General features: G+C 33.9%; 26 protein-coding genes and 1 riboswitch. Of the genes, 14 read left to right on the top strand and 12 right to left on the bottom strand.

Going from position 1 to position 25043, the window contains the following annotated elements; translation table 11 throughout:
• The 3 genes from AA089_RS19990 to AA089_RS19980 all read left to right on the top strand — a co-directional run bounded on the left by AA089_RS19990 (nucleotide 1) and on the right by AA089_RS19980 (nucleotide 3451).
• Entirely contained in the window at nucleotides 1-579 is a 579-nt protein-coding gene (locus AA089_RS19990; protein WP_046758778.1) for a non-canonical purine NTP diphosphatase, read from the top strand.
• Nucleotides 580-761: 182 nt separating this feature from the next.
• Nucleotides 762-2555, top strand: a complete 1794-nt coding sequence (locus tag AA089_RS19985; protein ID WP_046758777.1) for a DEAD/DEAH box helicase — start codon at nucleotides 762-764, stop codon at nucleotides 2553-2555.
• A 113-nt stretch (nucleotides 2556-2668) separates the two neighbouring features.
• On the top strand, nucleotides 2669-3451 hold the full coding sequence (locus AA089_RS19980) for a carboxypeptidase-like regulatory domain-containing protein (RefSeq protein WP_046758776.1): 783 nt from the start codon (nucleotides 2669-2671) through the stop codon (nucleotides 3449-3451).
• 116 nt (nucleotides 3452-3567) lie between these two features.
• Here AA089_RS19980 and AA089_RS19975 read toward each other — a convergent pair whose 3' ends face one another.
• The 3 genes from AA089_RS19975 to AA089_RS19965 form a co-directional block, all read right to left on the bottom strand.
• Complete coding sequence (locus tag AA089_RS19975; RefSeq protein ID WP_046758775.1) at nucleotides 3568-4029, bottom strand: hypothetical protein; 462 nt, start codon at nucleotides 4027-4029, stop codon at nucleotides 3568-3570.
• Nucleotides 4026-4319, bottom strand: coding sequence for a DUF2752 domain-containing protein (locus AA089_RS25840; RefSeq protein ID WP_394334131.1), 294 nt, complete (start codon nucleotides 4317-4319; stop codon nucleotides 4026-4028). Before AA089_RS25840 ends, AA089_RS19975 begins: the two co-directional genes overlap by 4 nt.
• A 122-nt stretch (nucleotides 4320-4441) precedes the next feature.
• A complete protein-coding gene (locus AA089_RS19965; RefSeq protein WP_394334130.1) occupies nucleotides 4442-4750 on the bottom strand; it encodes a TM2 domain-containing protein in 309 nt (102 codons plus the stop codon).
• A gap of 530 nt (nucleotides 4751-5280) precedes the next feature.
• On the opposite strand from AA089_RS19965, the gene AA089_RS19960 reads away from it, so the two are divergent.
• Nucleotides 5281-6921: an alpha-amylase family glycosyl hydrolase gene (locus AA089_RS19960; protein ID WP_046758772.1), complete on the top strand. Its 1641-nt coding sequence runs from the start codon at nucleotides 5281-5283 to the stop codon at nucleotides 6919-6921.
• 116 nt (nucleotides 6922-7037) lie between these two features.
• Here the strand turns inward: AA089_RS19960 and AA089_RS19955 are convergent, their stop codons facing one another.
• Entirely contained in the window at nucleotides 7038-7403 is a 366-nt protein-coding gene (locus AA089_RS19955; protein WP_046758788.1) for a VOC family protein, read from the bottom strand.
• Between the two features lie 137 nt (nucleotides 7404-7540).
• Between AA089_RS19955 and AA089_RS19950 the strand changes: the two genes are divergently transcribed.
• Nucleotides 7541-7999, top strand: a complete 459-nt coding sequence (locus tag AA089_RS19950) for a DUF1801 domain-containing protein (protein ID WP_046758771.1) — start codon at nucleotides 7541-7543, stop codon at nucleotides 7997-7999.
• Nucleotides 8000-8306: 307 nt separating this feature from the next.
• Here AA089_RS19950 and AA089_RS19945 read toward each other — a convergent pair whose 3' ends face one another.
• Nucleotides 8307-8966, bottom strand: a complete 660-nt coding sequence (locus tag AA089_RS19945; protein WP_046758770.1) for a TrmH family RNA methyltransferase — start codon at nucleotides 8964-8966, stop codon at nucleotides 8307-8309.
• Between the two features lie 101 nt (nucleotides 8967-9067).
• Between AA089_RS19945 and AA089_RS19940 the strand changes: the two genes are divergently transcribed.
• Both AA089_RS19940 and AA089_RS19935 read left to right on the top strand, forming a co-directional pair.
• Entirely contained in the window at nucleotides 9068-10264 is a 1197-nt protein-coding gene (locus AA089_RS19940) for a tetratricopeptide repeat protein (protein ID WP_046758769.1), read from the top strand.
• On the top strand, nucleotides 10246-10932 hold the full coding sequence (locus tag AA089_RS19935) for an SIR2 family NAD-dependent protein deacylase (protein WP_046758768.1): 687 nt from the start codon (nucleotides 10246-10248) through the stop codon (nucleotides 10930-10932). Before AA089_RS19940 ends, AA089_RS19935 begins: the two co-directional genes overlap by 19 nt.
• Nucleotides 10933-11176: 244 nt before the next feature.
• On the opposite strand, the gene AA089_RS19930 is transcribed toward AA089_RS19935, so the two are convergent.
• Nucleotides 11177-11653, bottom strand: coding sequence for a heme-binding domain-containing protein (locus AA089_RS19930; protein ID WP_046758767.1), 477 nt, complete (start codon nucleotides 11651-11653; stop codon nucleotides 11177-11179).
• Nucleotides 11654-11688: 35 nt separating this feature from the next.
• Here AA089_RS19930 and AA089_RS19925 point away from each other — a divergent pair, with 35 nt between their 5' ends.
• The 3 genes from AA089_RS19925 (at nucleotide 11689) to AA089_RS19915 (ending at nucleotide 14290) form a co-directional block, all read left to right on the top strand.
• Nucleotides 11689-12258: a hypothetical protein gene (locus tag AA089_RS19925; RefSeq protein ID WP_046758766.1), complete on the top strand. Its 570-nt coding sequence runs from the start codon at nucleotides 11689-11691 to the stop codon at nucleotides 12256-12258.
• 83 nt (nucleotides 12259-12341) lie between these two features.
• A complete protein-coding gene (gene purB, locus AA089_RS19920; RefSeq protein ID WP_046758765.1) occupies nucleotides 12342-13685 on the top strand; it encodes an adenylosuccinate lyase in 1344 nt (447 codons plus the stop codon).
• A gap of 62 nt (nucleotides 13686-13747) precedes the next feature.
• Complete coding sequence (locus AA089_RS19915) at nucleotides 13748-14290, top strand: hypothetical protein (protein ID WP_046758764.1); 543 nt, start codon at nucleotides 13748-13750, stop codon at nucleotides 14288-14290.
• Between the two features lie 65 nt (nucleotides 14291-14355).
• Here the strand turns inward: AA089_RS19915 and AA089_RS19910 are convergent, their stop codons facing one another.
• The 4 genes from AA089_RS19910 to AA089_RS19895 all read right to left on the bottom strand — a co-directional run bounded on the left by AA089_RS19910 (nucleotide 14356) and on the right by AA089_RS19895 (nucleotide 16474).
• Nucleotides 14356-14901: a DUF4252 domain-containing protein gene (locus AA089_RS19910; RefSeq protein ID WP_046758763.1), complete on the bottom strand. Its 546-nt coding sequence runs from the start codon at nucleotides 14899-14901 to the stop codon at nucleotides 14356-14358.
• 96 nt (nucleotides 14902-14997) lie between these two features.
• Nucleotides 14998-15540, bottom strand: coding sequence for a DUF4252 domain-containing protein (locus tag AA089_RS19905; RefSeq protein ID WP_046758762.1), 543 nt, complete (start codon nucleotides 15538-15540; stop codon nucleotides 14998-15000).
• 3 nt (nucleotides 15541-15543) lie between these two features.
• Nucleotides 15544-15978 carry a hypothetical protein gene (locus AA089_RS19900; protein WP_046758761.1) on the bottom strand — a complete coding sequence of 145 codons (435 nt, stop codon included), beginning with the start codon at nucleotides 15976-15978 and terminating at the stop codon, nucleotides 15544-15546.
• A complete protein-coding gene (locus AA089_RS19895) occupies nucleotides 15965-16474 on the bottom strand; it encodes an RNA polymerase sigma factor (RefSeq protein WP_046758760.1) in 510 nt (169 codons plus the stop codon). Before AA089_RS19895 ends, AA089_RS19900 begins: the two co-directional genes overlap by 14 nt.
• Before the next feature lie 135 nt (nucleotides 16475-16609).
• Between AA089_RS19895 and AA089_RS19890 the strand changes: the two genes are divergently transcribed.
• A complete protein-coding gene (locus AA089_RS19890) occupies nucleotides 16610-18124 on the top strand; it encodes a S41 family peptidase (protein WP_053002604.1) in 1515 nt (504 codons plus the stop codon).
• A gap of 166 nt (nucleotides 18125-18290) precedes the next feature.
• Here AA089_RS19890 and AA089_RS19885 read toward each other — a convergent pair whose 3' ends face one another.
• A complete protein-coding gene (locus AA089_RS19885) occupies nucleotides 18291-19541 on the bottom strand; it encodes a beta-1,3-glucanase family protein (RefSeq protein ID WP_046758759.1) in 1251 nt (416 codons plus the stop codon).
• A 216-nt stretch (nucleotides 19542-19757) separates the two neighbouring features.
• Between AA089_RS19885 and AA089_RS19880 the strand changes: the two genes are divergently transcribed.
• Nucleotides 19758-20387: a hypothetical protein gene (locus AA089_RS19880; protein WP_046758758.1), complete on the top strand. Its 630-nt coding sequence runs from the start codon at nucleotides 19758-19760 to the stop codon at nucleotides 20385-20387.
• A 72-nt stretch (nucleotides 20388-20459) separates the two neighbouring features.
• Here AA089_RS19880 and AA089_RS19875 read toward each other — a convergent pair whose 3' ends face one another.
• A complete protein-coding gene (locus AA089_RS19875) occupies nucleotides 20460-22322 on the bottom strand; it encodes a TonB-dependent receptor plug domain-containing protein (protein WP_046758757.1) in 1863 nt (620 codons plus the stop codon).
• Nucleotides 22323-22386: 64 nt separating this feature from the next.
• Nucleotides 22387-22624: riboswitch (cobalamin riboswitch) on the bottom strand.
• A 73-nt stretch (nucleotides 22625-22697) separates the two neighbouring features.
• Between AA089_RS19875 and AA089_RS19870 the strand changes: the two genes are divergently transcribed.
• Both AA089_RS19870 and AA089_RS19865 read left to right on the top strand, forming a co-directional pair.
• Nucleotides 22698-23876 (top strand): ABC transporter substrate-binding protein, encoded by a 1179-nt coding sequence (locus AA089_RS19870; RefSeq protein ID WP_046758756.1) that lies wholly within the window; start codon nucleotides 22698-22700, stop codon nucleotides 23874-23876.
• Nucleotides 23877-24908 carry a FecCD family ABC transporter permease gene (locus tag AA089_RS19865; RefSeq protein WP_046758755.1) on the top strand — a complete coding sequence of 344 codons (1032 nt, stop codon included), beginning with the start codon at nucleotides 23877-23879 and terminating at the stop codon, nucleotides 24906-24908.
• Nucleotides 24909-25043 lie beyond the last annotated feature (135 nt).

Genomic DNA, 25043 nt, shown 5'->3' with positions numbered 1-25043 from the left:
ATGAAACTCGTATTTGCCACAAACAATCAAAACAAAGTCAACGAAGTACAATCTTTAGTACCCAATCATATTACTATTTTAAGTTTGGCAGCGATCGGTTGTGAAGAAGATATTCCTGAAACGCAACCAACTATCGAAGGAAATGCCATTCAAAAAGCACAGTATGTAAAAGAAAAGTATGGCTACGATTGTTTTGCCGACGATACAGGTTTGGAAGTACATGCGTTGAATAATGAACCTGGCGTTTTTTCGGCGCGCTATGCAGGTCCGCAACGAAATGCAGAGGATAATATGAACAAATTATTAGATAATTTAAAAGACAAAGAAGATCGTTCTGCACACTTTAAAACGGTTGTTGCGTTAATTCTGAAAGGTGAACAACATACCTTTACAGGAATTTGCAACGGAACTATCATCAAAGAAAAAAAAGGCAAAAAAGGGTTTGGCTACGATCCTATATTTATGGCAGACGGATTTACAGAAACATTTGCAGAAATTTCACTTGAAGATAAGAATCGTGTAGGACATCGTGGAAAAGCGGTAACGCAACTTATCGAGTTTTTAAACAAAAACCGCTAAAAATCAAATAGTTATATCACATATTGTTATTTAAAAATAAAACACTACCTTTGCCGCTTGAAATCCCAGAGCGGGATGAAGTTATGTAGCGGTTAGGTATATTTTATTAGGTCGTACGCTTCATGTAACTTCTCAATACAGCATGAATAAAAAAGCTGTACGAACCTTTTTAAAATTACAATATGACAAAATTTGAAGAATTAGGTCTTCAAGACTCGCTTTTGCGTGCAATTCAGGATATGGGCTTTGAAACGCCTAGTGAAGTTCAAGAAAAAGCAATTCCAATTTTACTTAATGAAGAAACTGATATTGTGGCACTTGCCCAAACAGGAACTGGTAAAACAGCAGCTTTTGGTTTCCCGTTAATTCAAAAAATAAACGCAGACAGTCGCACAACACAAGGATTAATTTTATCGCCTACGCGAGAATTGTGCCTGCAAATTACCAACGAACTTAAAAACTATTCTAAATACGAAAACATCAATGTAGTCGCTATTTATGGTGGTGCAAGTATTACCGATCAAGCTAAACAAGTAAAGAAAGGTGCACAAATTGTGGTGGCAACACCAGGACGTATGCAAGATATGATCAACCGTCGTATGGTTGATATTAGCAAAATAGAATACTGTATTTTAGATGAAGCAGATGAAATGTTAAACATGGGATTCTATGAAGACATTACCGCTATTTTATCACACACACCAGATGAAAAAAATACTTGGTTATTCTCGGCAACAATGCCAAAAGAAGTATCTATCATTGCTAAGAAGTTTATGTACAATCCACAAGAAATTACTGTTGGATCGCGTAACTCTGGTTCAGATACTGTACGTCACGAATTCTACACAGTAAGTGGTAGAGATCGTTATTTAGGTTTAAAACGTTTGGCAGATGCCAATCCAGATATATTCTCAGTCGTTTTCTGTAGAACAAAACGTGATACACAAAGCGTTGCTGAAAAATTAATTGAAGATGGATACAGCGCTGCAGCAATTCACGGAGATTTAAGTCAAAATCAACGTGATTTAGTGATGAAATCATTCCGTACACGTCAAATACAAATGTTAGTAGCTACAGATGTTGCTGCTCGTGGAATTGACGTTGACGATATTACACACGTAATCAATTACCAACTTCCTGATGAAATAGAAACCTATACACACCGAAGTGGTCGTACAGGTAGAGCTGGAAAAACAGGAGTTTCTATGGTTATTGTTACCAAAAGTGAAATGCGTAAAATAAAATCGATTGAACGTAAAATTCAAAAGAAATTTGAGCAAAAAACCATTCCAACAGGCATGGAAATCTGCCAAGTTCAGTTGTTTCACTTAGCCAACAAAATTCACAATACAGAATCTAACGAGCAAGTAGAAGAATACCTGCCAAAAATCATGGAAATCTTTGAAGATACTTCCAAAGAAGAATTGATCAAACGTATGGTTTCTGTAGAATTTAACAGATTTTACAACTATTACAAAAACAAGCGCGATCTCAATCAGCCAAAAGGAAACAGCGAAGATAGTTCTTCTCGCGGATCAAGTAACGAACACAGTACACGTTACTTTATCAATGTAGGTTCAAAAGATGGATACGATTGGATGCGTTTAAAAGATTTCTTAAAAGAAACCTTAGATTTAGGACGTGATGATGTATACAAAGTTGATGTAAAAGAGAGTTTTTCTTTCTTTAACACAGATAATGACAAAAAAGAACGTGTATTAGAACATTTCACGGACTTTAAAGTTGATGGACGTTTTGTAAATGTTGAAGAATCGACCAACACTGGCGGTGGCGGTGGCGGAAGACGCCGAAGAGATGGCGGCGGCGGAAGACGTCGAAGAGAAGGTGGCGGAAGCGACGGCGGCGATCGTAGAAGAAGCCGAAGAACTGAAAACTCATCTTCTGAAGGCGGAAGACGTCGAAGAAGCGATCGAAGCAGCGGTGGCGGATTCAAAGGAAGATCTAGAAGAAAATAACAACATTATTGTTAATATTAAGTAAAAAGTGTGCTTCGGCGCACTTTTTTTAGTTTTGTTTAGTATTTTTATGCTAAATTTAGTCAAACAGACTATTTTCAAAAATTGCATACATGAAAAAAGTAGTTACTTTTATAATCCTATTTATTGCTATTGCCTCTACTACTGCACAAACAGTAAAAAAGGAAACCAAATTGTATGCAAAAGTTGTCAATGATGAAGACGACAAAGCAATGCCCAATGTACATGTTGTGAACTTAACAACTATCAAAGGAGTTGTTACCAATGAAAAAGGAGAATTTGAATTGACTGCAAAAGCAGATGATATGTTATTCTTTTCGTTTCTTGGTTTTAAATCAATAAAAGTTCGCGTCACGAATGACATGTTGAAATACAAAGGTTCTTCTACAATTCGATTGACAGAACTTGCGTATGCTTTAGAAAAAGTAGTCATTGCGCCATATCAACTTACAGGATATTTAGATATTGATGCTAAAAACGTGCCTATTCGTCCAAATTATCGTTATCGTATTGCTGGACTTTCCTCAGGTTATGAAGCTGGAGAAAAAGCTCCTGGTGCTATTTCAACGGTTTTAGGCGCTATTTTTAATCCAGGTGATTTTCTGCAAAATTTATTTGGTAAGAAACCTGCACAAATGCGTAAACTTCGTCAAATGAAAGAAGATGACGAAATTAGAAACTTGCTCGCTTCAAAGTTTGACCGTCAAATGTTGCGAGAGTTATTGCAAGTAGAACGTGTTGATATTGATGAAATTCTTTCCTTGTGTAATTATTCAAAAACATTCATAACGACTGCAAACGACCTGCAAATTTTGGATGCAATCAACGATTGTTACGAAGAATACAAAGTCTTAAGCAGAGAGAAAAAGAAGTAATCTAGTCCTTTCAGTTACTCCATTCAATTTACGTTGTTATCATTAAAACTTCAATGATATACTATTTTATTTTACATGTATAATTTGATAGAACACTATGCTATCACGCTTCACATTTAATTTAGATACTTATGCTTATGCATTTTTGGTTTGCACACTTTATTCGTTAGCTCTCCATAAATAACCCATTCTACATGAATGCCTTTACGTGTTTGAATAGCTGTATAAATAGTTGCTATAAGTTCTGTTAGATTCAGAATTAACAGAATAGAAATGTATATGATATAATTGGGTGTAACGACTACATTTGTGTAGATAATTGAAACAGTCCACCAAAATCCAAAGCTATTGACAAAGAATAAACTTAGCTGTGATAATAATGCCTGTGTACAATGCCAGCGCACAAAGTATGAAGATGATTTTCGATTGGCAAAGTAATAAATAACTGTCGCAATAAGTGCTGCAATTGGTAGTGGAAGTCCAACTACAATGACAACCAAAGAAACTAAATAACTATTAGAAGCAGCTTCGGTTTCGTGCTCTTGTGGCGCATAATCAAATTCTCTTGTGCGTATCATAATCCTTTTGTTATATTCCAAATCCAATTGATAATAATAAGTACTATCAATGGTATTGCGTACATTTTTTTTTGTAAATACGTTTCTATTTTTCTGTAGAAACTAAATAAAGAACTTCGTTTTGTTATCACATCTATAAGAATCCAAAATGGTGCAATTACTAATATCATTCCAACAAAAAAACCCAATGGATTTATAGTTATTGCTGTAAAAAAATTGCCTTGGATTAGTGAAATAACCGAACGTGTAGTTCCACATGAAGGACAAGGTATACTTGTAATATTTTTTATGAAACAAGCACCAACGGATGTAGTGTCTGTTGAAGCAGTCGCAATATTAAAAAATATCCAAATATACCCTGTTATACAAGCTATACATAAAAGTACATATAGCCGATTCCTATTGAGTGTTCTTAGTTTAGAAATTGTCTAATTTTTTGCATATTCTTTTCTCTTGTAGCTCCTTGAATCATGAACCAATCAATAATTGCCCAAATACCAAATCCTCCACAAGTTAAAAGTTTACCTACTCCAAGTCCAGTATCTCCAATCATAAATCGGTCAATACCTAAACTACCTGCTAAGATAGATACGATAAGTGTTGTAGTTGGATCTTTAAACTGAATAGTTGATAACATTGCCCATTTAGAATCATCCATTGCGATTAACTTTTCTCTAATTGCATTGATTTGGTGACCTTCAAAGAATTTGCTGTTCGTCATAATGAACATGTCGACTTTTTGTGCTTCCATTGTTAGTTTTTTTATTATTATTTTGTCCTACTCGTATGGCTTTTTGGCTTCGCCCCGTTTTTTTTCAATGGAGTCAAGTCTCCATTTGCTATTACTATATGAATCTTGTTTGGGAACTATGAAGAGTTGTATATTTTCATACTTTTATATACATAAAAAACAAGTGATGTCATTTACATATAAAGGAGTAACTTAAATTATACAATACTAATCGTATCAAATCTATAATAAACTTCTCCAACATCAAAATTCTGAGTACGATTTTTAACAGTTTCACGAAATTAAATACCATAAAATCATTCGGTAAATACATGTAAAATTCTAGTGATAGAATGTAAAAACAATCACAATTATGATTTTGAAACAAACTTTTTATTAAAAAAATTATGAACTCAATCGATGTAGTTCCTATTTTTTATCAGATTCGCAATTTCACGGTATGAAAATTACATTTGAACACTTATATTGCAGTAATTCTTTAATTTAATTTACACCAAAATATGAAGTATTTATCTCTCGTATGTATCGTATCGTTATTTGTTTTTGGATGCAAATCGAATACATCTGAAGCCGAAACAGCTGCCGTAAAAGAACAACCTTTCGTTTGGGAAGCTGCGAATGTATATTTTATGTTAACAGATCGATTCAACAACGGAAATACGGCAAATGATGTTGTACTTGATAGAACTAACGAACCTGCAAAATTACGTGGATTTATGGGTGGCGATATGGCAGGAATTACACAAAAAATAAAAGAAGGATATTTTGATAAATTAGGTGTAAATGCAATTTGGTTTTCTCCAGTTTTAGAACAAATTCATGATAGCACCGACGAAGGAACAGGAAATACGTATGCGTTTCATGGATATTGGACAAAAGATTGGACAAATTTTGATCCAAATTTTGGTACCGCAGCAGATTTTAAAGAATTAATGGACACGGCACACGAACACGGTATTCGAATTTTAATGGATGTCGTTATGAATCATACAGGTCCAGTAACCGAAAAAGATCCAGTTTGGGACAACAATTGGGTACGTACGGAACCTGGTTGTAGTTATCAAAACTACGATACCGCTGTAAGTTGTACATTGGTTAAAAATCTTCCAGATGTATTGACAAACCGTGAAGAAGCTTCTGAATTACCATCTCCGTTGGTGGCAAAGTGGAAAGCGGAAGGTCGTTACGAACAAGAAATAAAAGAATTAGATGAATTTTTCCAACGTACAGGATTGGTTCGAAGTCCTAAAAATTATATCATTAAATGGTTAACAGATTATGTGCGTGAATATGGCGTAGATGGCTACAGAGTTGATACTGTAAAACATGTAGAAGAAGGCGCTTGGGACGCACTCAACAAAGAAGCTAAAGTTGCTTTTGCAGCTTGGAAAAAAGCAAATCCAGAAGCTGTGTTAGATACGAATGACTTTTTTATGTTGGGCGAATTGTACGGATATGGAATTTCACAGAAGCGTTTGTATGATTTTGGCGATAAAAAAGTAGATTACTATGCAAATGGTTTTGATAATTTGATCAATTTCCAGTTTAAAAGTGATGCAAAGAAAGATTATGAAGATATATTTTTCAAGTATGATTCTATTCTTCAAAATGATTTAAAAGGGAAAAGTATTATGAACTACATCAGTTCACATGATGACGGAGAACCTTTCGATCAAGATCGTACAAAAACATATGAATCTGCCACAAAATTATTATTAACTCCTGGAATTTCGCAAATTTATTACGGCGATGAAACACAACGTTCGTTACGAATTGAAGGCACTAATGGCGATGCAACTTTACGTTCGTTTATGAACTGGTCAGCTATCAATGATCCTGAAACGAAAGCTTTGTTAACACATTGGCAAAAACTGGGTACATTCCGAAAAGCACATCCTGCAGTTGGTGCTGGAACTCATAAAATGATCTCAAAAAATCCATATGTGTTTGCTAGAAATTACGATGATGACGCGGTTGTTGTTGGATTAGATTTGGCAAAAGGAAGCAAAGAAATTCCCGTTTCAAACCAATTTGCTGACGGAACAACTATAACGGATCATTATTCAGGAAAAACAGCGAAAGTTGAAAATGGTAAAGTTATTATTGACTCTGAATTTTCAATTGTATTGTTGCAGGAATAGGTTTGTGAGTTTGTGAGTTTGTGAAAGTTAATTTTTTAAATTTCAAGCACCAAATCTCAATACTAACATCTCACTACTCAATACTAACATCTAAATACTAGCAACTATAAACGAAACTATGGTTTTGAAAACAGCGCTACTCTATTTCCTTCCGTATCAATAAAAATCGCCATATAACCCGTTTCAGGAGAAATTTGAGTTTTTCCCTGTACTACAGTTCCACCTGCTTTGGGAATGAGTTCAAGCTCATTGGCAACATCATCTGAAGCAAAATATACAAGTGCGCCATTGGTTTTACTTGGAACATACGATTCTTGCATAATGAGCGCACCTGGACAGTTTCCTGGCGCTGCATTCGGAGGAAACCAACCGTATAACAAACCTCCAAAATCTTGTATTTTTAGAGCGACATTAAAAACTGTTTCGTAAAACTTTTGAGCGCGATCCATGTCCGTAACAGGAATTTCAAACCAAGCAACCATAATCGTATCTTTTTTATTTAAATGAATAGGTATTAGCCATTTAAAGATAGTTTTTATTTTTGATTTTTCGCTTAGAAGCATAATTTCTAGCAAATTCTTAATTTTTTAGTACATTTAAATCTCAAAACAATCAAAAGATGACATACGACGCAGATTCCATTGATGACTACATTGCGCAACTTCCTGAAGAGCGTACAGAAGTAATGCGAAAACTGAGAACTATTCTTCAAGAAAATTTACCAGAAGGATTTTCAGAAGCAATCAATTACAAAATGCCTTCGTTTGTAGTTTCGCATGATACATATCCTGACGGTTATCATTGCGACCCAAAGTTGCCTTTACCATTTATTAGCTATGCTTCTCAAAAGAATTTTATAGCGTTGTATCATATGGGAATTTACGCCAATACTAAACTCATGAATTGGTTTATTGCCGAATATCCAAAACATTGCAAACGCAAGTTAGACATGGGAAAAAGCTGTATCCGATTTAAAAAAATGGACGATATTCCGTATGATTTAATTGCTGAATTGGCAACAAAAATGTCTCCTCAAGACTGGATTGATTTGTATGAAGCAAATGTGAAGAAGAAGTAACCAACTTTTACAAATAAAGATTTTTCTTTCAAAAAGTGCAATTAATCCGATCTTTATTGACACACATCTAATTGTAAAATTGAAACAATCAGACATGCAATTGTTGCGATTATTTTTAGTTGTTTTGATCAATCAACCATATTAATCATGACTTATTTAAGTAAAAAAGATCGTTTCATTACGTTGAGCATTATTATCGCAACTGTAGTTACTTCATTAGTGGCTGTATTTTTCATAATTGAAGCACTAATTACGTCCTAATTAGAAGTGTGTAAAGTTATTAATTAAGATTACAAATCATTTGTTATCAATAATGTAACTCATGATAACGTTTTAAAATATCATCGATACTTTTGATGGTTTTTTTACACCAATCAAATCGTTTTTCTAAATTCTCTTCTTCCGTAAATTGCCACTTAATTTCTGAATTTCGCAACAAATTTGTCACATGTTGAATGGTAATTGCCGCCGAAACAGAAATATTCAAACTTTCTGTAAATCCGACCATTGGAATTTTCAAAAATTCATCTGCTTGCGCTAATACTTCCTCACTTAAACCTTCTGTTTCTTTGCCAAAAAAGAATGCGGCTTTCTGAGTAATATCAAAATCCTGTATGTATTGAGAATCTTCATGTGGAGTTGTCGCAATGATCCGATATCCTTGACTTTTTAAGGTATCAATACATTGTTGCGTTTCATTATACCGATGAATATCAACCCACTTTTGTGCGCCCATGGCAATTTCTCTGTCCATTTTTTTACCCAATCGTGCTTCTACAACATGTATATCTTGCAAACCAAAAACATCACAACTGCGCATTACCGCACTGGTATTGTGCAATTGATACACATCTTCTACGGCAACTGTAAAATGACGTGTACGTTGTGCCAATACTTTTGTAAACAAACCTCTTCTGCGCTCGGTAAGATATCCTTCCAGATGCTCCAACAAATCTTTATCAATCATATTGCAAAACTATCATAAAAAGATATTCGAGCAAAATAGTATAAAACATTTGAGAAATCTGAGTAAAATCACTACTTTAACCTTTAAAAAATTGTTACCAAATGAAACACATTGCATTATTGTTTCTCATACTTTGCATGTCAACTTCATTTTCACAAAATTCGCATGAACCGAGCTCAAATTTTGCTGTAAATGATACCATTAATGACTCAAAAGTAATTGCATTTGCCGATCTTCTACAAACATCTCTGTATGAACTTGACACTACATTTTTTATGGAGAATTTTGATGGAGATGCTTTTGCAAATAAAGTTATTCTAAACGATGAAGAATCACTTAAAAAAGAAGAAGTTCAAGTTTTTAATGAAGCTTTCAAAGTGGGTTTTCTAGGGAAGTTTGATATTTTCCCTTTAAATATTGTCAAAAGTATAAAAAATGACGCTTCGTATGATGTTGTCAATTATTATTACGATGAACTCCAACGTAAGTATCATTTGTTATTCAGAGCCTATTCTGATGAAGATGGATTAAATTATCACGATTATCAGTTAAATTATACCAATGAAGTATTCAAAATTGAAGATATTTATATTTATACCACAGGAGAATATTTAAGCGATACGGTAAAGCAATTGTATATGATTAATTTGCCAAGGACGTATGTTGATGACATCAATCTGGAAGAAAATAGATCGAATAGCATTTTATTTTTTCATGATTACCAAAAACTAATTGCTCAAGAAAAATACAAAGAAGCGTATGCTTTATTGTCCAATTTGGAAGGCGATATTAAAGATCAAAAAGTAATTTACATCATGAAAATCCAAGTTGCTTCTGCCATTAACGAAATATATTATATGGAAGCAATTGACGAATTGTTAAAGAAATTTCCAGAAGATCCTTCAACACAATTAATGGCGGTAGATTATTATGTAATGTTAAAAGATTACAATACGACGATGGCTTCTTTGGATGCTTTAAAAATGGCCACAAGTGATACTTTTGTTGAATATATACGTGGAAATTTAGCTTGGGAATTCAACGATTACGAAGCTGCAGAAAAAGCATACAAAGCGATCATGATAGAATATCCTGAGTTTGAAGCTGCTCGAATGAATTTATTATACATGTATGATGAAGCACAAATGATGGAAGCCTGCATAGACATGTTAAACGATTTTATCACCAAGGAATATTACACAAAACAAGATTTAATTACGTTCATTGATGATACAGCCAATGAATTGAAATACATACCTACATCAGAAATTTACACCACATGGAAAGAAAAAAAGTAGTCGTATTAACGGGCGCTGGCATCAGTGCCGAAAGCGGTATCAAAACATTTCGAGATGCCGACGGACTTTGGGAAGGACATGATATTATGGAAGTTGCTTCGCCAATAGGTTTTGAAAAAAATCCTGCGTTAGTGCTCGATTTTTACAATCAACGACGCAGACAGTTAAAAGAAGTACATCCAAACAAAGGACACAAAGCATTGGTAAAGCTAGAGGAAAAGTATGAAGTTGTCATTATTACACAAAATGTAGACAATTTACACGAACGTGCTGGAAGTGCTAACATCATCCATTTGCATGGAGAATTGTCAAAAATGAGAGGTGTACAGTATCCGTACAAAACGTATGACTGCCATGATGATATTAAAATTGGCGACTTATGCAAACGCGGTTCGCAATTGCGTCCGCATATTGTTTGGTTTGGCGAAGATGTTCCCATGATTCCAACTGCTGTAGAAGAATGCAATACGGCAGATATTTTACTTATTATCGGAACTTCTATGCAAGTCTATCCAGCGGCAAGCCTAATAGATTATGTACCTCAACATACCAAAGTATACTTTATTGATCCAAAACCTGCAATACCGAATAGTTACCATCGAGATTTAACCGTTGTTGCAGAAAAAGGCTCCGTGGGCGTTCCAAAAGTTGTAGCGGAGTTACTTTAGAGGTTGGTTGTTTGTTGTTCGTTGTTCGTTGATTTGATACTAAATTTCTAACTTCTCAATACTAAAAAACTAACAAAGATTCTCGACTGCGCTCGAATTGACATTGCAACGCTATTATGACGAGGTTTTTATTTGTTGTTGATTGTTGTTCGTTGATTTGGTACTAAAACTACTCACTTCTCAACACTCAATTCTCATTTCTCAATACTAACTTCTAACTTCTCAATACTAAATTATTCTCCAACTACTGCCCTTTCTCCACTCCTATTGACAAAACAGTTCTTGCATCCGTAACCCAATCGGCTAATTCTTTAATTTGTGCTGCTGTAAGTGTTGCGTCGCCATGCGTCCAAGTATAGGAAGAAATTGGCATATGTCCTTCTTCAACTTCTTCAATAATTTCTTCTAACTTATGATCTTTTCGTTTCACAGAATATGTACTCCATTCAGAAAAATTTAGTTCATCTTTTCCGTGTTGTACGTGTCCATCCATCCAATATGAAATTGGCTCTATATTGCTATACCAAGGATATTCTGTATTACTCGAATGACAGTCGTAGCAAGCTGCTTTTAGTGTTTGTTGCACAGAAGCTGACGGATTTGTTTCGGTTAAAAAAGGTTGCAAATCAGCAACATCGCCTACATTTTTTTCAGGTCCAAAAAATTGTAAAATTATCAATGCAATTAGTGCTAAAACTGCTATTTTTTTAAGTATCTTCATTTTGTTATTTTTAAGCAGTCTAAATTATAAAAACAATGACGTTTGAACAACTTTATTCAGAATTAAATTATGTGAATCATTCGCGCGAAAAGCGAAACTACTATGCAACCATTGTTTTAAACAATCCTGAATTGCTTCCAACCTTGCTTGACGTTGTGTTTATGGTTGACGATAAAATTTCTGCGAGAGCCGCTTGGCTATTTGAATTTGTTGCTAGAGAACGTTTAGACGCCATTCTTCCACATTTAAATGTATATATTGAAAAAATGCAAACGGTTCATTTGGATCCAGCAGTTCGCCCGATGGCAAAAGTCGCCGAATATTTAATTGAAGCCTACTATCATAAATTACCAAATGAAACAAAAGAAAAATTGACTGTTTCTCATCGTGAAAAAATTACAGAAGCTTGTTTTGATTGGATGATTAGCGATCAGAAAGTAGCCGTAAAAGCCTATTCCATGCGTTCATTGTTTTTACTAGGAAAAGAATTTGATTGGATTCATGAAGAATTACTTCTCATTTTAGAACGTGATTATGTTTCTCAAAGTGCTGCTTTTAAAGCAAGAGCACGCGATTTAATAAAACGTATTAAAAAACTACGCTAAGTAACTAAAATGTAATACAATAAATTTTATTTCATAACAAGGAACAAGTATATTTGTCAGCTTAACACAACAATACAACGACAATGACGCTTACTACGCTTAATGCTATTTCTCCTATCGATGGAAGATATCGTAACAAAACCATCGCTTTGGCCAACTATTTTAGTGAAGAATCACTTATAAAATATCGTATGTTGGTAGAAATCGAATATTTTATTGCTTTGTGCAATATTCCATTACCGCAATTGGACAATTTTGATGCTTCATTATTTGACGATCTGCGCAGTATTTATGAAGATTTTTCTACAGAAGATGCACAGGCGATTAAAGAGATTGAAAAAGTAACCAATCATGATGTAAAAGCAGTTGAATATTTCATTAAAGAGAAATTTGACATGCTCAAAATTTCACAATACAAAGAGTTTATTCACTTCGGATTAACGTCGCAAGATATCAATAATACTGCAATTCCGCTTTCTATAAAAGAAGCTTTACAACAAGTGTATTTACCAGAATTGATACATGTTTTGGAAAAGTTAAAGGAATTAGCAACTGAATGGTCAGACATTCCAATGTTGGCAAGAACGCACGGACAACCTGCGTCGCCAACACGTTTAGGAAAAGAAATTGAAGTATTCATAACACGAATAGAAGCACAAGTAGCGTCTATTTCAGACATTCCACACGCTGCAAAATTTGGTGGTGCTACCGGAAACTTTAACGCGCATAGCGTTGCATATCCAACTATTGATTGGAAAGCATTCGGAAATGATTTTGTAGAACGAATTTTAGGGTTACACCATTCATTTCCAACAACACAGATAGAACATTACGATCATGTCGCTGGAATTTTTGATGGTTTGAAGCGAATTAATACTATTTTAATTGATTTGGATAGAGATTTCTGGACGTACATTTCCATGGATTATTTTAAACAAAAAATCAAAGCTGGAGAAGTTGGTTCGTCTGCAATGCCACACAAAGTAAATCCGATTGATTTTGAAAATAGTGAAGGAAATTTAGGAATTGCCAATGCAATTTTCACACACTTAGCGGCAAAGCTTCCTATTTCACGTTTGCAACGCGATTTAACCGATTCTACCGTGTTACGAAATGTAGGTGTTCCGTTTGGACATACAGTTATTGGATTTCAATCTACCTTGAAAGGATTGAACAAATTACTCTTAAATGCGGCAAAATTTGAGCAAGATTTAGAAGATAATTGGGCGGTTGTTGCAGAAGCAATTCAAACTATTTTACGCAGAGAAAGTTATCCAAACCCATATGAAGCTTTAAAAGGACTTACTAGAACTAACGAAAAAATAACGGAACATTCAATTGCGGCTTTCATTGATACACTGAACGTTTCAGATGCTATTAAATCTGAATTAAAAGACATAAAACCAAGTAATTATACAGGAATCTAAATAAAAGTTAGTTTCACAATTATTTTTTGTTAATTTTGCTAAGTTATTAAATAATGTAGAGAATGAATAGTTTAAGTTTTAAACTAACGAACCCAAAAAAATACGAGAACTTGGTTGTCAAGGAAAATACAGGAAGATTACAAATCAAAAAGGTTATTTTGAATAAAGCCCTAAAATCGTATATACAAGATAATTACGAATCTGGTGTACATTTTGGTAGTATGAATAATAACCTAAAGGAGATTTTACATCATTTATCGTTGGATACTATCATGGAAAGTTCTCTGAAATTGCCACTAATTGATGTAAATAAGTTTTCGTCAATTAATGAGTACAATAATGAATTTTCAAACTTTGATTTGTATGAAACTTTTGTGTGTACTTTTGTAGCAAAAGAAGGTGTAAGCTCAGCGGAGTTTATGAAAGGAATTAAAAAGTTGGAAACTTCTTTTTTAAATATCTACAACGAACAAGCAAATAAAGAGTTTGTTGAAATAGAACATTTAAACCGTGAAGCGATTAAAAAAAGAGAAATGCGCGAAATTATATTTTTCGTTATCATCTTTTTTATTGCTATTCTTGGAATTTATTTGTTTTCTAGGTAATTAAAAATAATTTTTAGAATATATAAAATTGGATAAATGTATGTAATATACGTTTATCCAATTTCTTATTTTGGCATACTGATAAAGTTAGAAAACACGCCTAAATCTAAACCATCTGCACTTAGGTTTTGTTGTGATACTAATTTGTAAAGTTCCATAAACTTATTCATAGACATGTCGTCGCCGATAATACGAGCTACGGCAAAACCAAATTCTTTGTCGGTCATAAAAATGACAATTTCATCAATAGAATCTTCGCTTCCAATATATTTGACCATGCCACGCGATCCAAAACTAACAAGTTCTTGATATTTTTGTTGCTTTAAAATCTGTTTTACTTTTTTACTTTCTTCGGCATACTTATTTTCTTTGCCATCTGCCACTCTGTATGCCAATACATTGACACGCTCAATAGCTTCATACGCTTCTAACTGCGTTTCATTCATTTCTAAAGCAATTGGCTTCAACACACTTTTAGGAATACTACTAGAGGAGAAACCAATGTTTTCTGCATTTGCTAAAATATAGTTTTGCAAGCTTTCCTTATCGGAACAACTACTAAAACATAGCAGCAATATAAGTGCTGATATAATTGATTGTAAAGTTTTCATTGATTGATTGATTGATTGATTGATTGATTGATGTAAAATTAAAAAAAGCGCATCAACAAATACAAATTGTTAATGCGCTTAAAATTGGAACTTTTATTAGTTTTTCTTTTTCGCATTCTTTAAGTGTTCTCCACCTGGAATGTCCATTTGACTTGTAAGTCTCGAAATTTGATTCAAATCGATATCTCCTGTTAAAGAAACTACAACTGTATTAATTTCTGTGGATCTTACTTTCACTTTTTCGTCCATTCCTGTGATGAACATTAATAATTCTTTTACTTGCGTTTCGCTACTTCCCGATTTTACATAGAACATCATTTTCATGTTGCCTTCTCTTACTTCCATTAGCTCTTCTAAATCGTTAGAACGTTTTCCAACCCATTTTTGCAAGTCGTTTGCAATTGATAAATTGCTAGTTGCTATTGTTTTAAAGCTCGTAATACTGTTGACCATTTTTAAAAACTCTTTTGCTTCTGGATCATCAGCATCAAGTCCCATTGTTGCGAGCATTTTAAACATTCTAGGTTTTATAGAAACGTACGCTACGTCTTCGTTATCTGCATATTTCTCAAAAATATTTTGTCCAAATGTAACTAATGGCAACGCCATTAAGAATACTAAAATTACTATCTTTCTCATGTTTTAATTGTTTTCTGTTATAAAAATTTTGTTAGTTGTTGTGTCTGAAAATTCAGTTAAATGATTGATGCGACTGGCTCCTGTGTTGAAACTTTGGGAAACCAAGGTCATACTTTCTTTAAATTGTAAATACGCTAATTCTGCTGCTGCTCTATCTTGAGCATCCTGATGATACGTAATTCCAATGGCACTCATGAAAACAAATACAGCAGCTACAGAAATCCATTTTAAATAGTTTTTTCTAGGTTGTAATGGAACGTTTTTCGTGTATTGTTCTCCTTGTAAATTAGCAAAGTGCTGAAACATCGGTTGATATTCTTGCAAATGCGGCGCCACATTAGGTTGCGAAAAATACAACTGTAACTCTTGTTCTTCTTGAACCGTTGTTGTTGCTTCAAAATACTTGTCTAATAATTTTTCTATGTTAGCTAACTCCATAGTTGTGTTTTTTTATAAGTTCTTCTCTCACGTACTTTCTTGCTCTCGATAATGCAACTCTGATTGCTGTCGGATTCATGTTGACTACTTTGGCAATTTCTTCAAAATCATATTGCTCTACATCTCTGAGCTGAATGATAATTTTTTGTTGCGCTGGTAATTGTTCTAAAATCTGATGAACAATGCTTACACTATCTTTTAATTCTACTTCCTTTTGTAAAGACGTATGTTCGTCTTTATAATTACTGTGCACTAACTTTAAATTACTTGCTTGTTTTGATTTTAATTTATCCAAACAATAATTTTTTGTCATTGTCATTGCAAAAGCTTCCACATTATTATACGCTTCAATCTTTGTTTTTTTTGACCATAATTTCAACAATACTTCTTGAGTTGCGTCTTCAGCTTCCTCATTAGAAACTAGCAAACGCTTTGCCAATCGGTACAGTTTATCTTTAAACGGCAATATGATATTTAAAAACTCTGCCTGTTTCATGTTATGGTTATTTTTGTTTTTTGATTGCTTATAAGGAAGACGAACCAGTTACAAATTTGTTACAAATAATTTTTATTTTGCAATAATGTAGCTATTTTTAGTGTTTATTAGGAAACCCTAAGTTAAGATATTACTATGATGAAGAAAATTTTGAATATAAAAAAGCTGCTGTTCTTATTTGTTGCCGCTTCCATTATTACGGTAAGTTGTACAGATCAAGATGATAATTTATTTAGTGTACCTTCCGATTTGGAAGTGCAAGACTTTGTTTGGAAAGGTTTAAACCTTTGGTACTTTTGGCAAGGAGAAGTAGCCGATTTGGCGGATAGCAAACTAGATAATAGTGAAGAGTACATATCGTTTTTAAGTAGTTATCCAAATCCGGCTGACTTATTTGAACATTTGCGTGATCCAGATGATCGTTTTAGTGTTATTGTAAGTGATTATGATATTTTACAAGCTTCGCAATCAGGAAATTCAAACACTAATGGAGTTGATATTAGTTATATTTTTCTAAATAGCGGAAGTCCAGAAGTAATTGGATATGTACGTTATATCATTCCAAACTCTGATGCCGATGGAAAAGATATTCGCCGTGGAGATATTGTATATGGTGTAAATGGAGAAAGCTTATTTTTCAACTCTGATACAGATAACAATTTAGATTTGCTCGATCCGACAAATTATACGTTCAACTTAGCAGACTTGACTGTAACTGGTGGCGTTCGTTCTATTACACCTAACGGAAGAAATATTGATTTAACAAAAACGAGCATTACAGAAAATCCTGTACTTGTCGCTACAACTATTGATGTAGGTGCAAAAAAAGTTGGGTATTTAATGTACAATCAATTTATTTCTGATTTCGATACGCAATTAAATGGTGCTTTTGCAACGTTTCAAGCAGAAGGAGTTACAGATTTAGTGTTAGATTTTCGTTACAATCCAGGCGGTTTTGTAAGCAGCGCTATTGCTCTAGGAAGTATGGTGACAGGTCAGTTTGAAGGACAGTTATTTACCAAATTCCGTTACAACGATAAAATACAGCCGCAACTTACTGATGCACAAGAAAACAGGTACTTTGTAGATAGAATCAGTACAGGAGCTGGGATTAGCAGTTTAGGGCTTACAAAAGTATACGTAATTACAACTGGAAGCACGGCTTCTGCTAGTGAATTGGTTATTAATTCGTTAGATCCGTATATTGAAGTAATTCAGGTAGGAACAACGTCAAGAGGTAAAAATGAAGCTTCTGTGACATTGTATGATTCTCCTTCATGGACATTTAATAACGACCAATTAAATCCAAATCACAAATGGGCAATGCAACCATTAATTTCACGCTTGGAAAATAGTGCTGGATTTTCAAACTATACAAATGGATTGAATCCTGATATCGAAATTGAAGAAGATTTGACAAACTTAGGAATTCTTGGAGACGAAACAGAACCTTTATTAGCTGCTGCATTGAATAGTATTTCTAATGCTGGAAGACCAAATAATTTAGATACTTTTAAAATTGTTCCTATCGATTTTATTACAGATACAAAACTCCGCCGAATTACGGGAGATCGTATGTATATCGATTTAAAAGTTGGCGATAGCGATGACGCATTAAAAAATCATAAACTTGTGATTCCGCAAGAATAATAAGATATTAAAAGACCAAAAAAGGCTGTCTGAAAAGCTAAATTTTCGTCAAGTCGAACTTGATTCGGCTTCTCATAATCATTGAAAATTAATGTGATGAGATTCTGAATTGAATTCAAAATGACGCTTTTTTATACTTTTTAGACAGCTTTTTTTATATACTATTTTACAACTCAATGTTCTGTATTGTAACAATAGCTGCGATGGCATCTTTATCGGCTAGTGTAGAATCGCTTTGTGTTACATCATCAAAAGCAAAACCATAATCATCACTATCAATAGCATTTTCATGTATACATTTTGAATATACATTGAAACAATCTAAGACAGTTCCATCTTTTAATGTCATCGTATTTGTATAATAATCACATCTGTACGTTGTCCAGTTTTTTTCTTTTTGCGTTTTTGTCGTTGGCGGCATTAAAAACAATGTATTTCCTTCAATATTTGGATGTGCCAAAATACCAACATTAAATGCTGCTCCTAAGTTTTTAGCAGGAACGGACCGTGGCGTTTTATTGGGCGCAGCAAATACATCTTCGCATCCAAAAACACTTCCTTTTATCTGACTGTTTCCCGATGGTTTGGCAAACGAAATACTCGGCAAACTTCCGCTTCCACCTTTTTCTGAAAATACAAATTCTCCGTCTTTTACAATTCCTTCAAATACAACATTTTCATAACCTGGATTAAAAGCTGCAATTTCAGACATATCTACTGCAACCGACTTTCCTTTTCCTTCTGCATAAAAATCCCAAACTGCATCTATATAGTTTTGAAAACTCGACGCATCAAAATCATTATCTAAAACATCATTTGACACCAATGCTTTGTTTGGTGCAATAATTCGTATCGTTTCTTTAGGCTTCCCAGTTTCCTTATCTATTGGCGTTTGAATAATTTTTTCCCAATGTCCAGTAAGTCCATCACTAAACGATTTAAAAATAGCTTTTCTGCTTGTGGCAAATCCTTTGGGTCCGTTTGTAGTTCCATTTGGTAATTTTTCTTGTAATTGCAACGGAACACAGAAGAAATCTACATTGGTAATATCTATATATGGAAAACCGTCTGAAGGCAAAAATGATATTTCAAACTTATCATAAACAACATTAAAACTTGGATCAGAAGGATTTCCAATATTTGGTGGCGAAATACGATTTGCAAATTCCAAAGCACTTCCAAAAGAAAGATATACAATACCAGATTCTATACTTGGAATATCAATTACCGTTTCTTTTGCAGTTCCTATATTTAATGAAACAGCTTCCTGACTCCATGTCTTCGTGGTTAGGTTATAAAACTGCTGATTTTTATTGTTTGCAATAGCAGCGTTCATTCCTTTAATTGTAATATGAACATCGCTTTTTGATCCTGAATTATTAACAATTGTAATTGGAAATGGATTTGGACTACTCATTATGATATGGTTTAAAAAGTTAGTACGACAAGGTAATGGAAGTATATTACATATAGGAACGTACTTATACGTAATTCATTAACTTGAAAGAATCTTCTGATGAACAAAGTTTTGCTCACACAAACTAATGCTATAAAATCGTATTTTTATGCGTAGTACAATAGGTATTTGCTCACTAATTTCGATCTAATTATTAATCATTAAAATCTAAAAAATATGAGATCCGTAAATGATTTAATCATCCTCCATTTTCAAAAAGGTTTTTTTAATATGACAAATAACAGATTAAAAAACATAGTAAAAGCAACACTTGAACCCATAGTAAAAAGAGCATTGCAGGCAAAGACACATATTAGCTTTTGGCTAGATCCTACCTTTGATGACGCAAAATCGGTTATTAAGATTCCTATTAATAGTAGTCGTGTCACGCGCGCAGATGCTCCTGCTGGAGTGTATAATTCTTATACATTACATGGTTCAGAAATTATCTTAGCTGGTGGTTGGTTTGGCGCTTGTATGAATAATGCCATTCGAAGTATTATGAAATCTTTTTTTAGGAATCCTTCATTGGCTAAAACTGGAGAACTAACGATACGTATGCCTGGAAGAGCGGTATATGATCAAAGGAACTTACTTTCAGAAATTTCAAATAATAATATTGCTCACGATCTTGTAGATGCCCTTCAACGTTCTAAAGTTTTAAAAAAGATAGAAGTGAAAGAAAGAGGTTTGCAAATACTAATTATTAAAAGTCAAACTAATGAAACCATCTTGAAAAAGATTATTGTAGCACCACCCACAATGCCAACATTAGAAATTTTCGATATTGTTTTTCTTATTGATTAATGATTTTTCAAAATGAAAAAAAGCCACTGGTTTCCCAATGGCTTTCAACGTATAATAGTTATTAAATAAACGTTACAGGCTTATAGAAAAACCAGCGCGGACATTCGTTCCTCTCGTTGTAAATCCTGTAATTTCTGTATATTCTTCGTTCAAAATGTTTGAAACGGCTAAGAAACCGCTAAAACGCTTGCTAAATTTATGATTGATATTAGCTCCAATTAAACTAAACGAATCTAACGTTACGTTTTCAAATGTTGCAAAATTAGTATCCAATCGATCTGATGTAAACTGATATGATATTCCTGCATTTGTATTTTGTGAAAATGCATAACCCACATTTAAGTTTGCTTTGTGCTTTGGCAAACGCAAAACATCCACATCTTTCTTCTCGGTAAATGTATAGTTCGCATCAATTGTTAAGTTTTCAATAGGTGTTGCCGCAACTTCAAGTTCGAAACCATTTACTGTAAAATCTTGAGAAACATTTTGGTATTCTCCAGCAAAAGTTACAAAATCAGTTACTACATAATCAATAAAGTTTTGCTCTTCTCTGTTAAAATAGACAACACTTGCGCGAAAATTTTCAGATAATTTCACTTCTAGTCCTGCTTCACTCGTTACGTTTTCTTCAGGTTCTAAGTTCGGATTTGGACCAAAATTTCCGAATAATTGTGATAATGATGGCGCTATAAACGACGTACTATATGAAGCAAAAGCTTTTACATATCCTTTTCCTAATGCCATACGATACGATGGATTAAAATTGTACGTAAAGTGACTTCCATATTCGCTATGGTTGTTCATTCGCGCTCCAGCGTTCACATTTAAACCAAACTCAGAAACATACACCACATTTACATACGGATCAACAATTGACGAAGACGCTTCTTCAGAAAATAGTGTTTCGTTATCTATATAATTTACACCAACAACTGTATAAAATTTGTTGTTGAAATTGTACTTGTTAAAAATATCGAGTGCAATTGTTTCGCCTTCAAAATTAGAAGGAAAATCTGAATCAAATGCGCGCTCAATAGATGTATATGCTGCGTTCAACGTTACACTTCCATTTTTATATGTATACTTTGGCGCCACTCCGAAACGATATTGTTCACTTTCCGATTGAAAGTTTGCATCTTGTATAGGAAATGAACTGTCAAAATCAGCTGTAAACTTATCCAATGTTCCGTAAATACTAGCTTCAAAAGCATCTGAAAACTTGTAACCGATTTTCACATTCGTATTAATTCGTGAAAACGGATCGCTTTCTTCTCCAATAACGGCAGATAAACCATCTGTATTTTGATGTCCAAAACCAACTACATAGGTTAACTTATCAACAGTTCCATCAATGCGAGCACTGTTTGAAAAATCATTGATGTTATAATTAGAATCGTCTTGTGATTGGTTGGTTCCGAAAGAAGAATGTACGGTTAAAGCGATATCATTTTTTGATGCTTTTTTTGTTGTAATATTGATCACAGCTGTTGCCGCGCCACTTCCATACAACGTACTTGAAGCTCCTTTGATGATTTCAATCGATTCAATTCTGTCTAAAGAAAGTAAACGCAAATCGAAGTCATTTGCAATAGATGAAGGATCATTTACTTGAATTCCGTCAATTAAAATCAATACTTGACGATTGTTTCCTCCACGTACAAAATAACTTAGGTTTTGTCCTGCATTGCTTCTACTTCCTAGAATTTCAATTCCACTTTTAGTGTTGATAACATCTGCAACTGTTTGTCCTTGACTTTTTGCAATTTCTTCACTTGTGATCGAAATGACCGTTTTTCCAGAGTTTTCACGTTTCAATTCGTGACGTGAATCTGAAATAACAACTTCTTCAAGTTGCTCATTTTCATCTTGTTGTTGCGCAAATACGGCAGTACAAGCCAATAACAAGGTACCAACTGATAGTACAGTTTTTTTCATTTGTTTTCGTATTATGGGAAAAAGTATGGGTTTCCATACGCAAACTTTTATCCCGAAAGTTTGACATTAATGTTGAAAAGTGGCAGGTCTCCTGACTTACAATTTGCTATATACCTTCCCGAATATTCAGTGGTCATGTAGTTATAGCAACTCATTTTTAAAATGAGGTACTGAACAATGTTCAGCACATGTTTACAGTTGCGGGAACAGTTCAAGAATGAAGGCGTGTTGCCTTTTCACTTGATTCCCTTTTAATTCGCACATACTATTGTATGCTTGAAACCAAAATTCAGTGCAAAAGTAAACATTCTAAATATTCTAACTACAAAAAGATGAAATAATATTACTTTTGAAAAAAACTAGCTGAAACCATTTATGCAATCTTTAAAATCAATTTATTGTCTACTTATTGTACTTTCTGTACTTTCTTTTTCGTGCAAAACAGAAAAAAAAGACGCAATACCAACGGAATCATTACCTGTAACAAAAGATGCAAAGCAAACTGATGATATTTTAAAACATGCCAAAAAGTTTTCCATTGAAAAAACAGGAGATGTAACCGTAATTAAAGTATTTTCTCCATGGCCAGATGCGGATCAAAATTTTACATATGCTTTAATTCCTAGGGAAAAAGCAGCTTCAATAACGCTTCCACGCGATGCCTATGACGCAATTGTTTTAACTCCTGTAGAACGAATTGTTGTGACATCAACGACACATATTCCAACACTTGAAATGCTAAATGTGGAACATACTTTAGTGGGTTTTCCTGATACCGATTATATTTCTTCAGAAAAAACAAGAGCATTAATTGCTACAGAAAGTGTAAAAGATATTGGTCAGAACGATCAAATAAACTTGGAATTGCTGGTAGATTTGCAACCTGAATTGGTCATTGGTTTTTCTATAAATAATTCAAATCCGACTTATAAAAAGATTGAAAAAGTAAACATTCCTGTGATTTATAATGGCGATTGGACAGAAGCGACGCCGTTGGGAAGAGCAGAATGGATTAAGTTTTTCGCACCATTTTTCCAGAAAGAAGCCAAAGCAACTCAGTTATTTAATACGATTGAGAAAAACTATATGGAAGCCAAAGAATTGGCGTTAAAAGCAACTCATAAACCAAAGGTTTTAGCAGGCGCTATGTATAAAGATATTTGGTATTTGCCTGCTGGCGAAAGTTTCCAAGCACAATATTTAAAAGATGCAAATGCAAATTATATTTGGGCAGATTCTGAAGGCACAGGAAGTTTATCGTTGAGCATTGAAAGTGTGTTAGACAAAGCTGCAACGGCAGATATTTGGATTGGTCCTGGACGTTTCAAAACCTATGAAGAACTTCAAAAAGCGAGTCAAACATATACGGAATTTGCTCCTTTTAAAAATAAAAAGATCGTTACTGTTGCCAATACCGTTGGGAAAACTGGCGGTATTATGTATTATGAATTGGCGCCAACACGACCAGATATTGTCTTAAAAGATATTATAAAAGCCATTCATCCAACCGTTCTGCCTGATTACGAACCTTATTTTTTTAAACCATTATTATAGTTGCCTAAACAAACGTCATACAGCCTTACTTTTGCGATACTTAGCTTGGTATTAATCAGTTGTTTTCTGATGAATATTAGTTTGGGTTCGGTTGCGATTCCCTTAAAAGGAATTTTTACAGCGTTTACAGGTGGCGAAATTGACAAAGAAACGTGGCGAATTACTATTTTAAGCATTCGGTTACCAAAAGCTATTGCTGCCGTTTTAGTTGGTTTCGGATTATCGCTAAGTGGTTTATTAATGCAAACATTATTTAGAAATCCGCTTTCAGGACCTTTTGTGCTAGGTTTGAGTTCAGGTGCAAGTTTGGGTGTTGCCTTACTTATTATGGGCGCATCGGTTTTTGGTGGTTTTTTTGGCACTTTATTGCTGTCAAGTTATAGTTTGGTTATTGCGGCAAGTATTGGTAGTTTTTTAGTTTTATTGACCGTTATGGCAGTTTCGTATCGTGTAAAAGATACCATGTCTATCTTAATTATCGGATTGATGTTTGGTAGTATTACTGGCGCAATTGTAAGCGTGTTGACCTATTTTAGTGATGCTGACGAATTAAAACAATTTATGATGTGGACATTAGGTTCATTAGGAAATTTAGACGGGCAAGAATTGAGTATTTTAGCATTTTTGGTCATTCTTGGTATTGCATTTAGTATTTGGGCAATAAAATCCTTGGACGCTTTTCTGTTGGGTGAAAATTATGCACGGAGTTTAGGCGTAAACATTCACAAATCGCGATTACTAATTATTATAGCAACTAGCTTAATGGCAGGAAGTTGTACTGCTTTTGTTGGACCAATTGCCTTTGTTGGTTTGGCGGTTCCACATATTACACGATTATTTTTCAACACAACCAATCATCGAATTTTAGTGCCAAGTGTCTGCTTAATTGGTGGAATTTTAATGTTACTTTGCGATAGCATTGCACAAGTTCCTTTTTATGAAATTACGTTACCTATCAACGCAATTACGTCTATTATTGGCGCGCCGGTTGTGATTTGGTTGTTGGTACGAAAGCGTAAGATGATTTTTTAAAATTAGATCGCTACGCTTTTAGAACGTTTCACTTTTGGACTCGCTTTGCTGTTAAACACTTTGCTTTTAGACTTCTTAGACTGTTGAACTAAATATTCTCAAAACGTCATTTCTGTAAAGGTTAAGTAATTCGTT

It is taken from the genome of Kordia jejudonensis (assembly GCF_001005315.1).
GTDB lineage: Bacteria > Bacteroidota > Bacteroidia > Flavobacteriales > Flavobacteriaceae > Kordia > Kordia jejudonensis.
The sequence above is the reverse complement of the archived record's forward strand: the minus strand, read 5'-3'. Positions and strand labels throughout refer to the sequence as shown.

What these genes read in the sequence shown, in the direction of transcription:
- AA089_RS19990 (WP_046758778.1), top strand. Translation starts at nt 1, where the DNA reads ATGAAACTCGTATTTGCCACAAACAATCAAAACAAAGTCAACGAAGTA.
- AA089_RS19985 (WP_046758777.1), top strand. Translation starts at nt 762, where the DNA reads ATGACAAAATTTGAAGAATTAGGTCTTCAAGACTCGCTTTTGCGTGCA.
- AA089_RS19980 (WP_046758776.1), top strand. Translation starts at nt 2,669, where the DNA reads ATGAAAAAAGTAGTTACTTTTATAATCCTATTTATTGCTATTGCCTCT.
- AA089_RS19975 (WP_046758775.1), bottom strand. Translation starts at nt 4,029, where the DNA reads ATGATACGCACAAGAGAATTTGATTATGCGCCACAAGAGCACGAAACC.
- AA089_RS19965 (WP_394334130.1), bottom strand. Translation starts at nt 4,750, where the DNA reads ATGACGAACAGCAAATTCTTTGAAGGTCACCAAATCAATGCAATTAGA.
- AA089_RS19960 (WP_046758772.1), top strand. Translation starts at nt 5,281, where the DNA reads ATGAAGTATTTATCTCTCGTATGTATCGTATCGTTATTTGTTTTTGGA.
- AA089_RS19955 (WP_046758788.1), bottom strand. Translation starts at nt 7,403, where the DNA reads ATGGTTGCTTGGTTTGAAATTCCTGTTACGGACATGGATCGCGCTCAA.
- AA089_RS19950 (WP_046758771.1), top strand. Translation starts at nt 7,541, where the DNA reads ATGACATACGACGCAGATTCCATTGATGACTACATTGCGCAACTTCCT.
- AA089_RS19945 (WP_046758770.1), bottom strand. Translation starts at nt 8,966, where the DNA reads ATGATTGATAAAGATTTGTTGGAGCATCTGGAAGGATATCTTACCGAG.
- AA089_RS19940 (WP_046758769.1), top strand. Translation starts at nt 9,068, where the DNA reads ATGAAACACATTGCATTATTGTTTCTCATACTTTGCATGTCAACTTCA.
- AA089_RS19935 (WP_046758768.1), top strand. Translation starts at nt 10,246, where the DNA reads ATGGAAAGAAAAAAAGTAGTCGTATTAACGGGCGCTGGCATCAGTGCC.
- AA089_RS19930 (WP_046758767.1), bottom strand. Translation starts at nt 11,653, where the DNA reads ATGAAGATACTTAAAAAAATAGCAGTTTTAGCACTAATTGCATTGATA.
- AA089_RS19925 (WP_046758766.1), top strand. Translation starts at nt 11,689, where the DNA reads ATGACGTTTGAACAACTTTATTCAGAATTAAATTATGTGAATCATTCG.
- purB (WP_046758765.1), top strand. Translation starts at nt 12,342, where the DNA reads ATGACGCTTACTACGCTTAATGCTATTTCTCCTATCGATGGAAGATAT.
- AA089_RS19915 (WP_046758764.1), top strand. Translation starts at nt 13,748, where the DNA reads ATGAATAGTTTAAGTTTTAAACTAACGAACCCAAAAAAATACGAGAAC.
- AA089_RS19910 (WP_046758763.1), bottom strand. Translation starts at nt 14,901, where the DNA reads ATGAAAACTTTACAATCAATTATATCAGCACTTATATTGCTGCTATGT.
- AA089_RS19905 (WP_046758762.1), bottom strand. Translation starts at nt 15,540, where the DNA reads ATGAGAAAGATAGTAATTTTAGTATTCTTAATGGCGTTGCCATTAGTT.
- AA089_RS19900 (WP_046758761.1), bottom strand. Translation starts at nt 15,978, where the DNA reads ATGGAGTTAGCTAACATAGAAAAATTATTAGACAAGTATTTTGAAGCA.
- AA089_RS19895 (WP_046758760.1), bottom strand. Translation starts at nt 16,474, where the DNA reads ATGAAACAGGCAGAGTTTTTAAATATCATATTGCCGTTTAAAGATAAA.
- AA089_RS19890 (WP_053002604.1), top strand. Translation starts at nt 16,610, where the DNA reads ATGATGAAGAAAATTTTGAATATAAAAAAGCTGCTGTTCTTATTTGTT.
- AA089_RS19885 (WP_046758759.1), bottom strand. Translation starts at nt 19,541, where the DNA reads ATGAGTAGTCCAAATCCATTTCCAATTACAATTGTTAATAATTCAGGA.
- AA089_RS19880 (WP_046758758.1), top strand. Translation starts at nt 19,758, where the DNA reads ATGAGATCCGTAAATGATTTAATCATCCTCCATTTTCAAAAAGGTTTT.
- AA089_RS19875 (WP_046758757.1), bottom strand. Translation starts at nt 22,322, where the DNA reads ATGAAAAAAACTGTACTATCAGTTGGTACCTTGTTATTGGCTTGTACT.
- AA089_RS19870 (WP_046758756.1), top strand. Translation starts at nt 22,698, where the DNA reads ATGCAATCTTTAAAATCAATTTATTGTCTACTTATTGTACTTTCTGTA.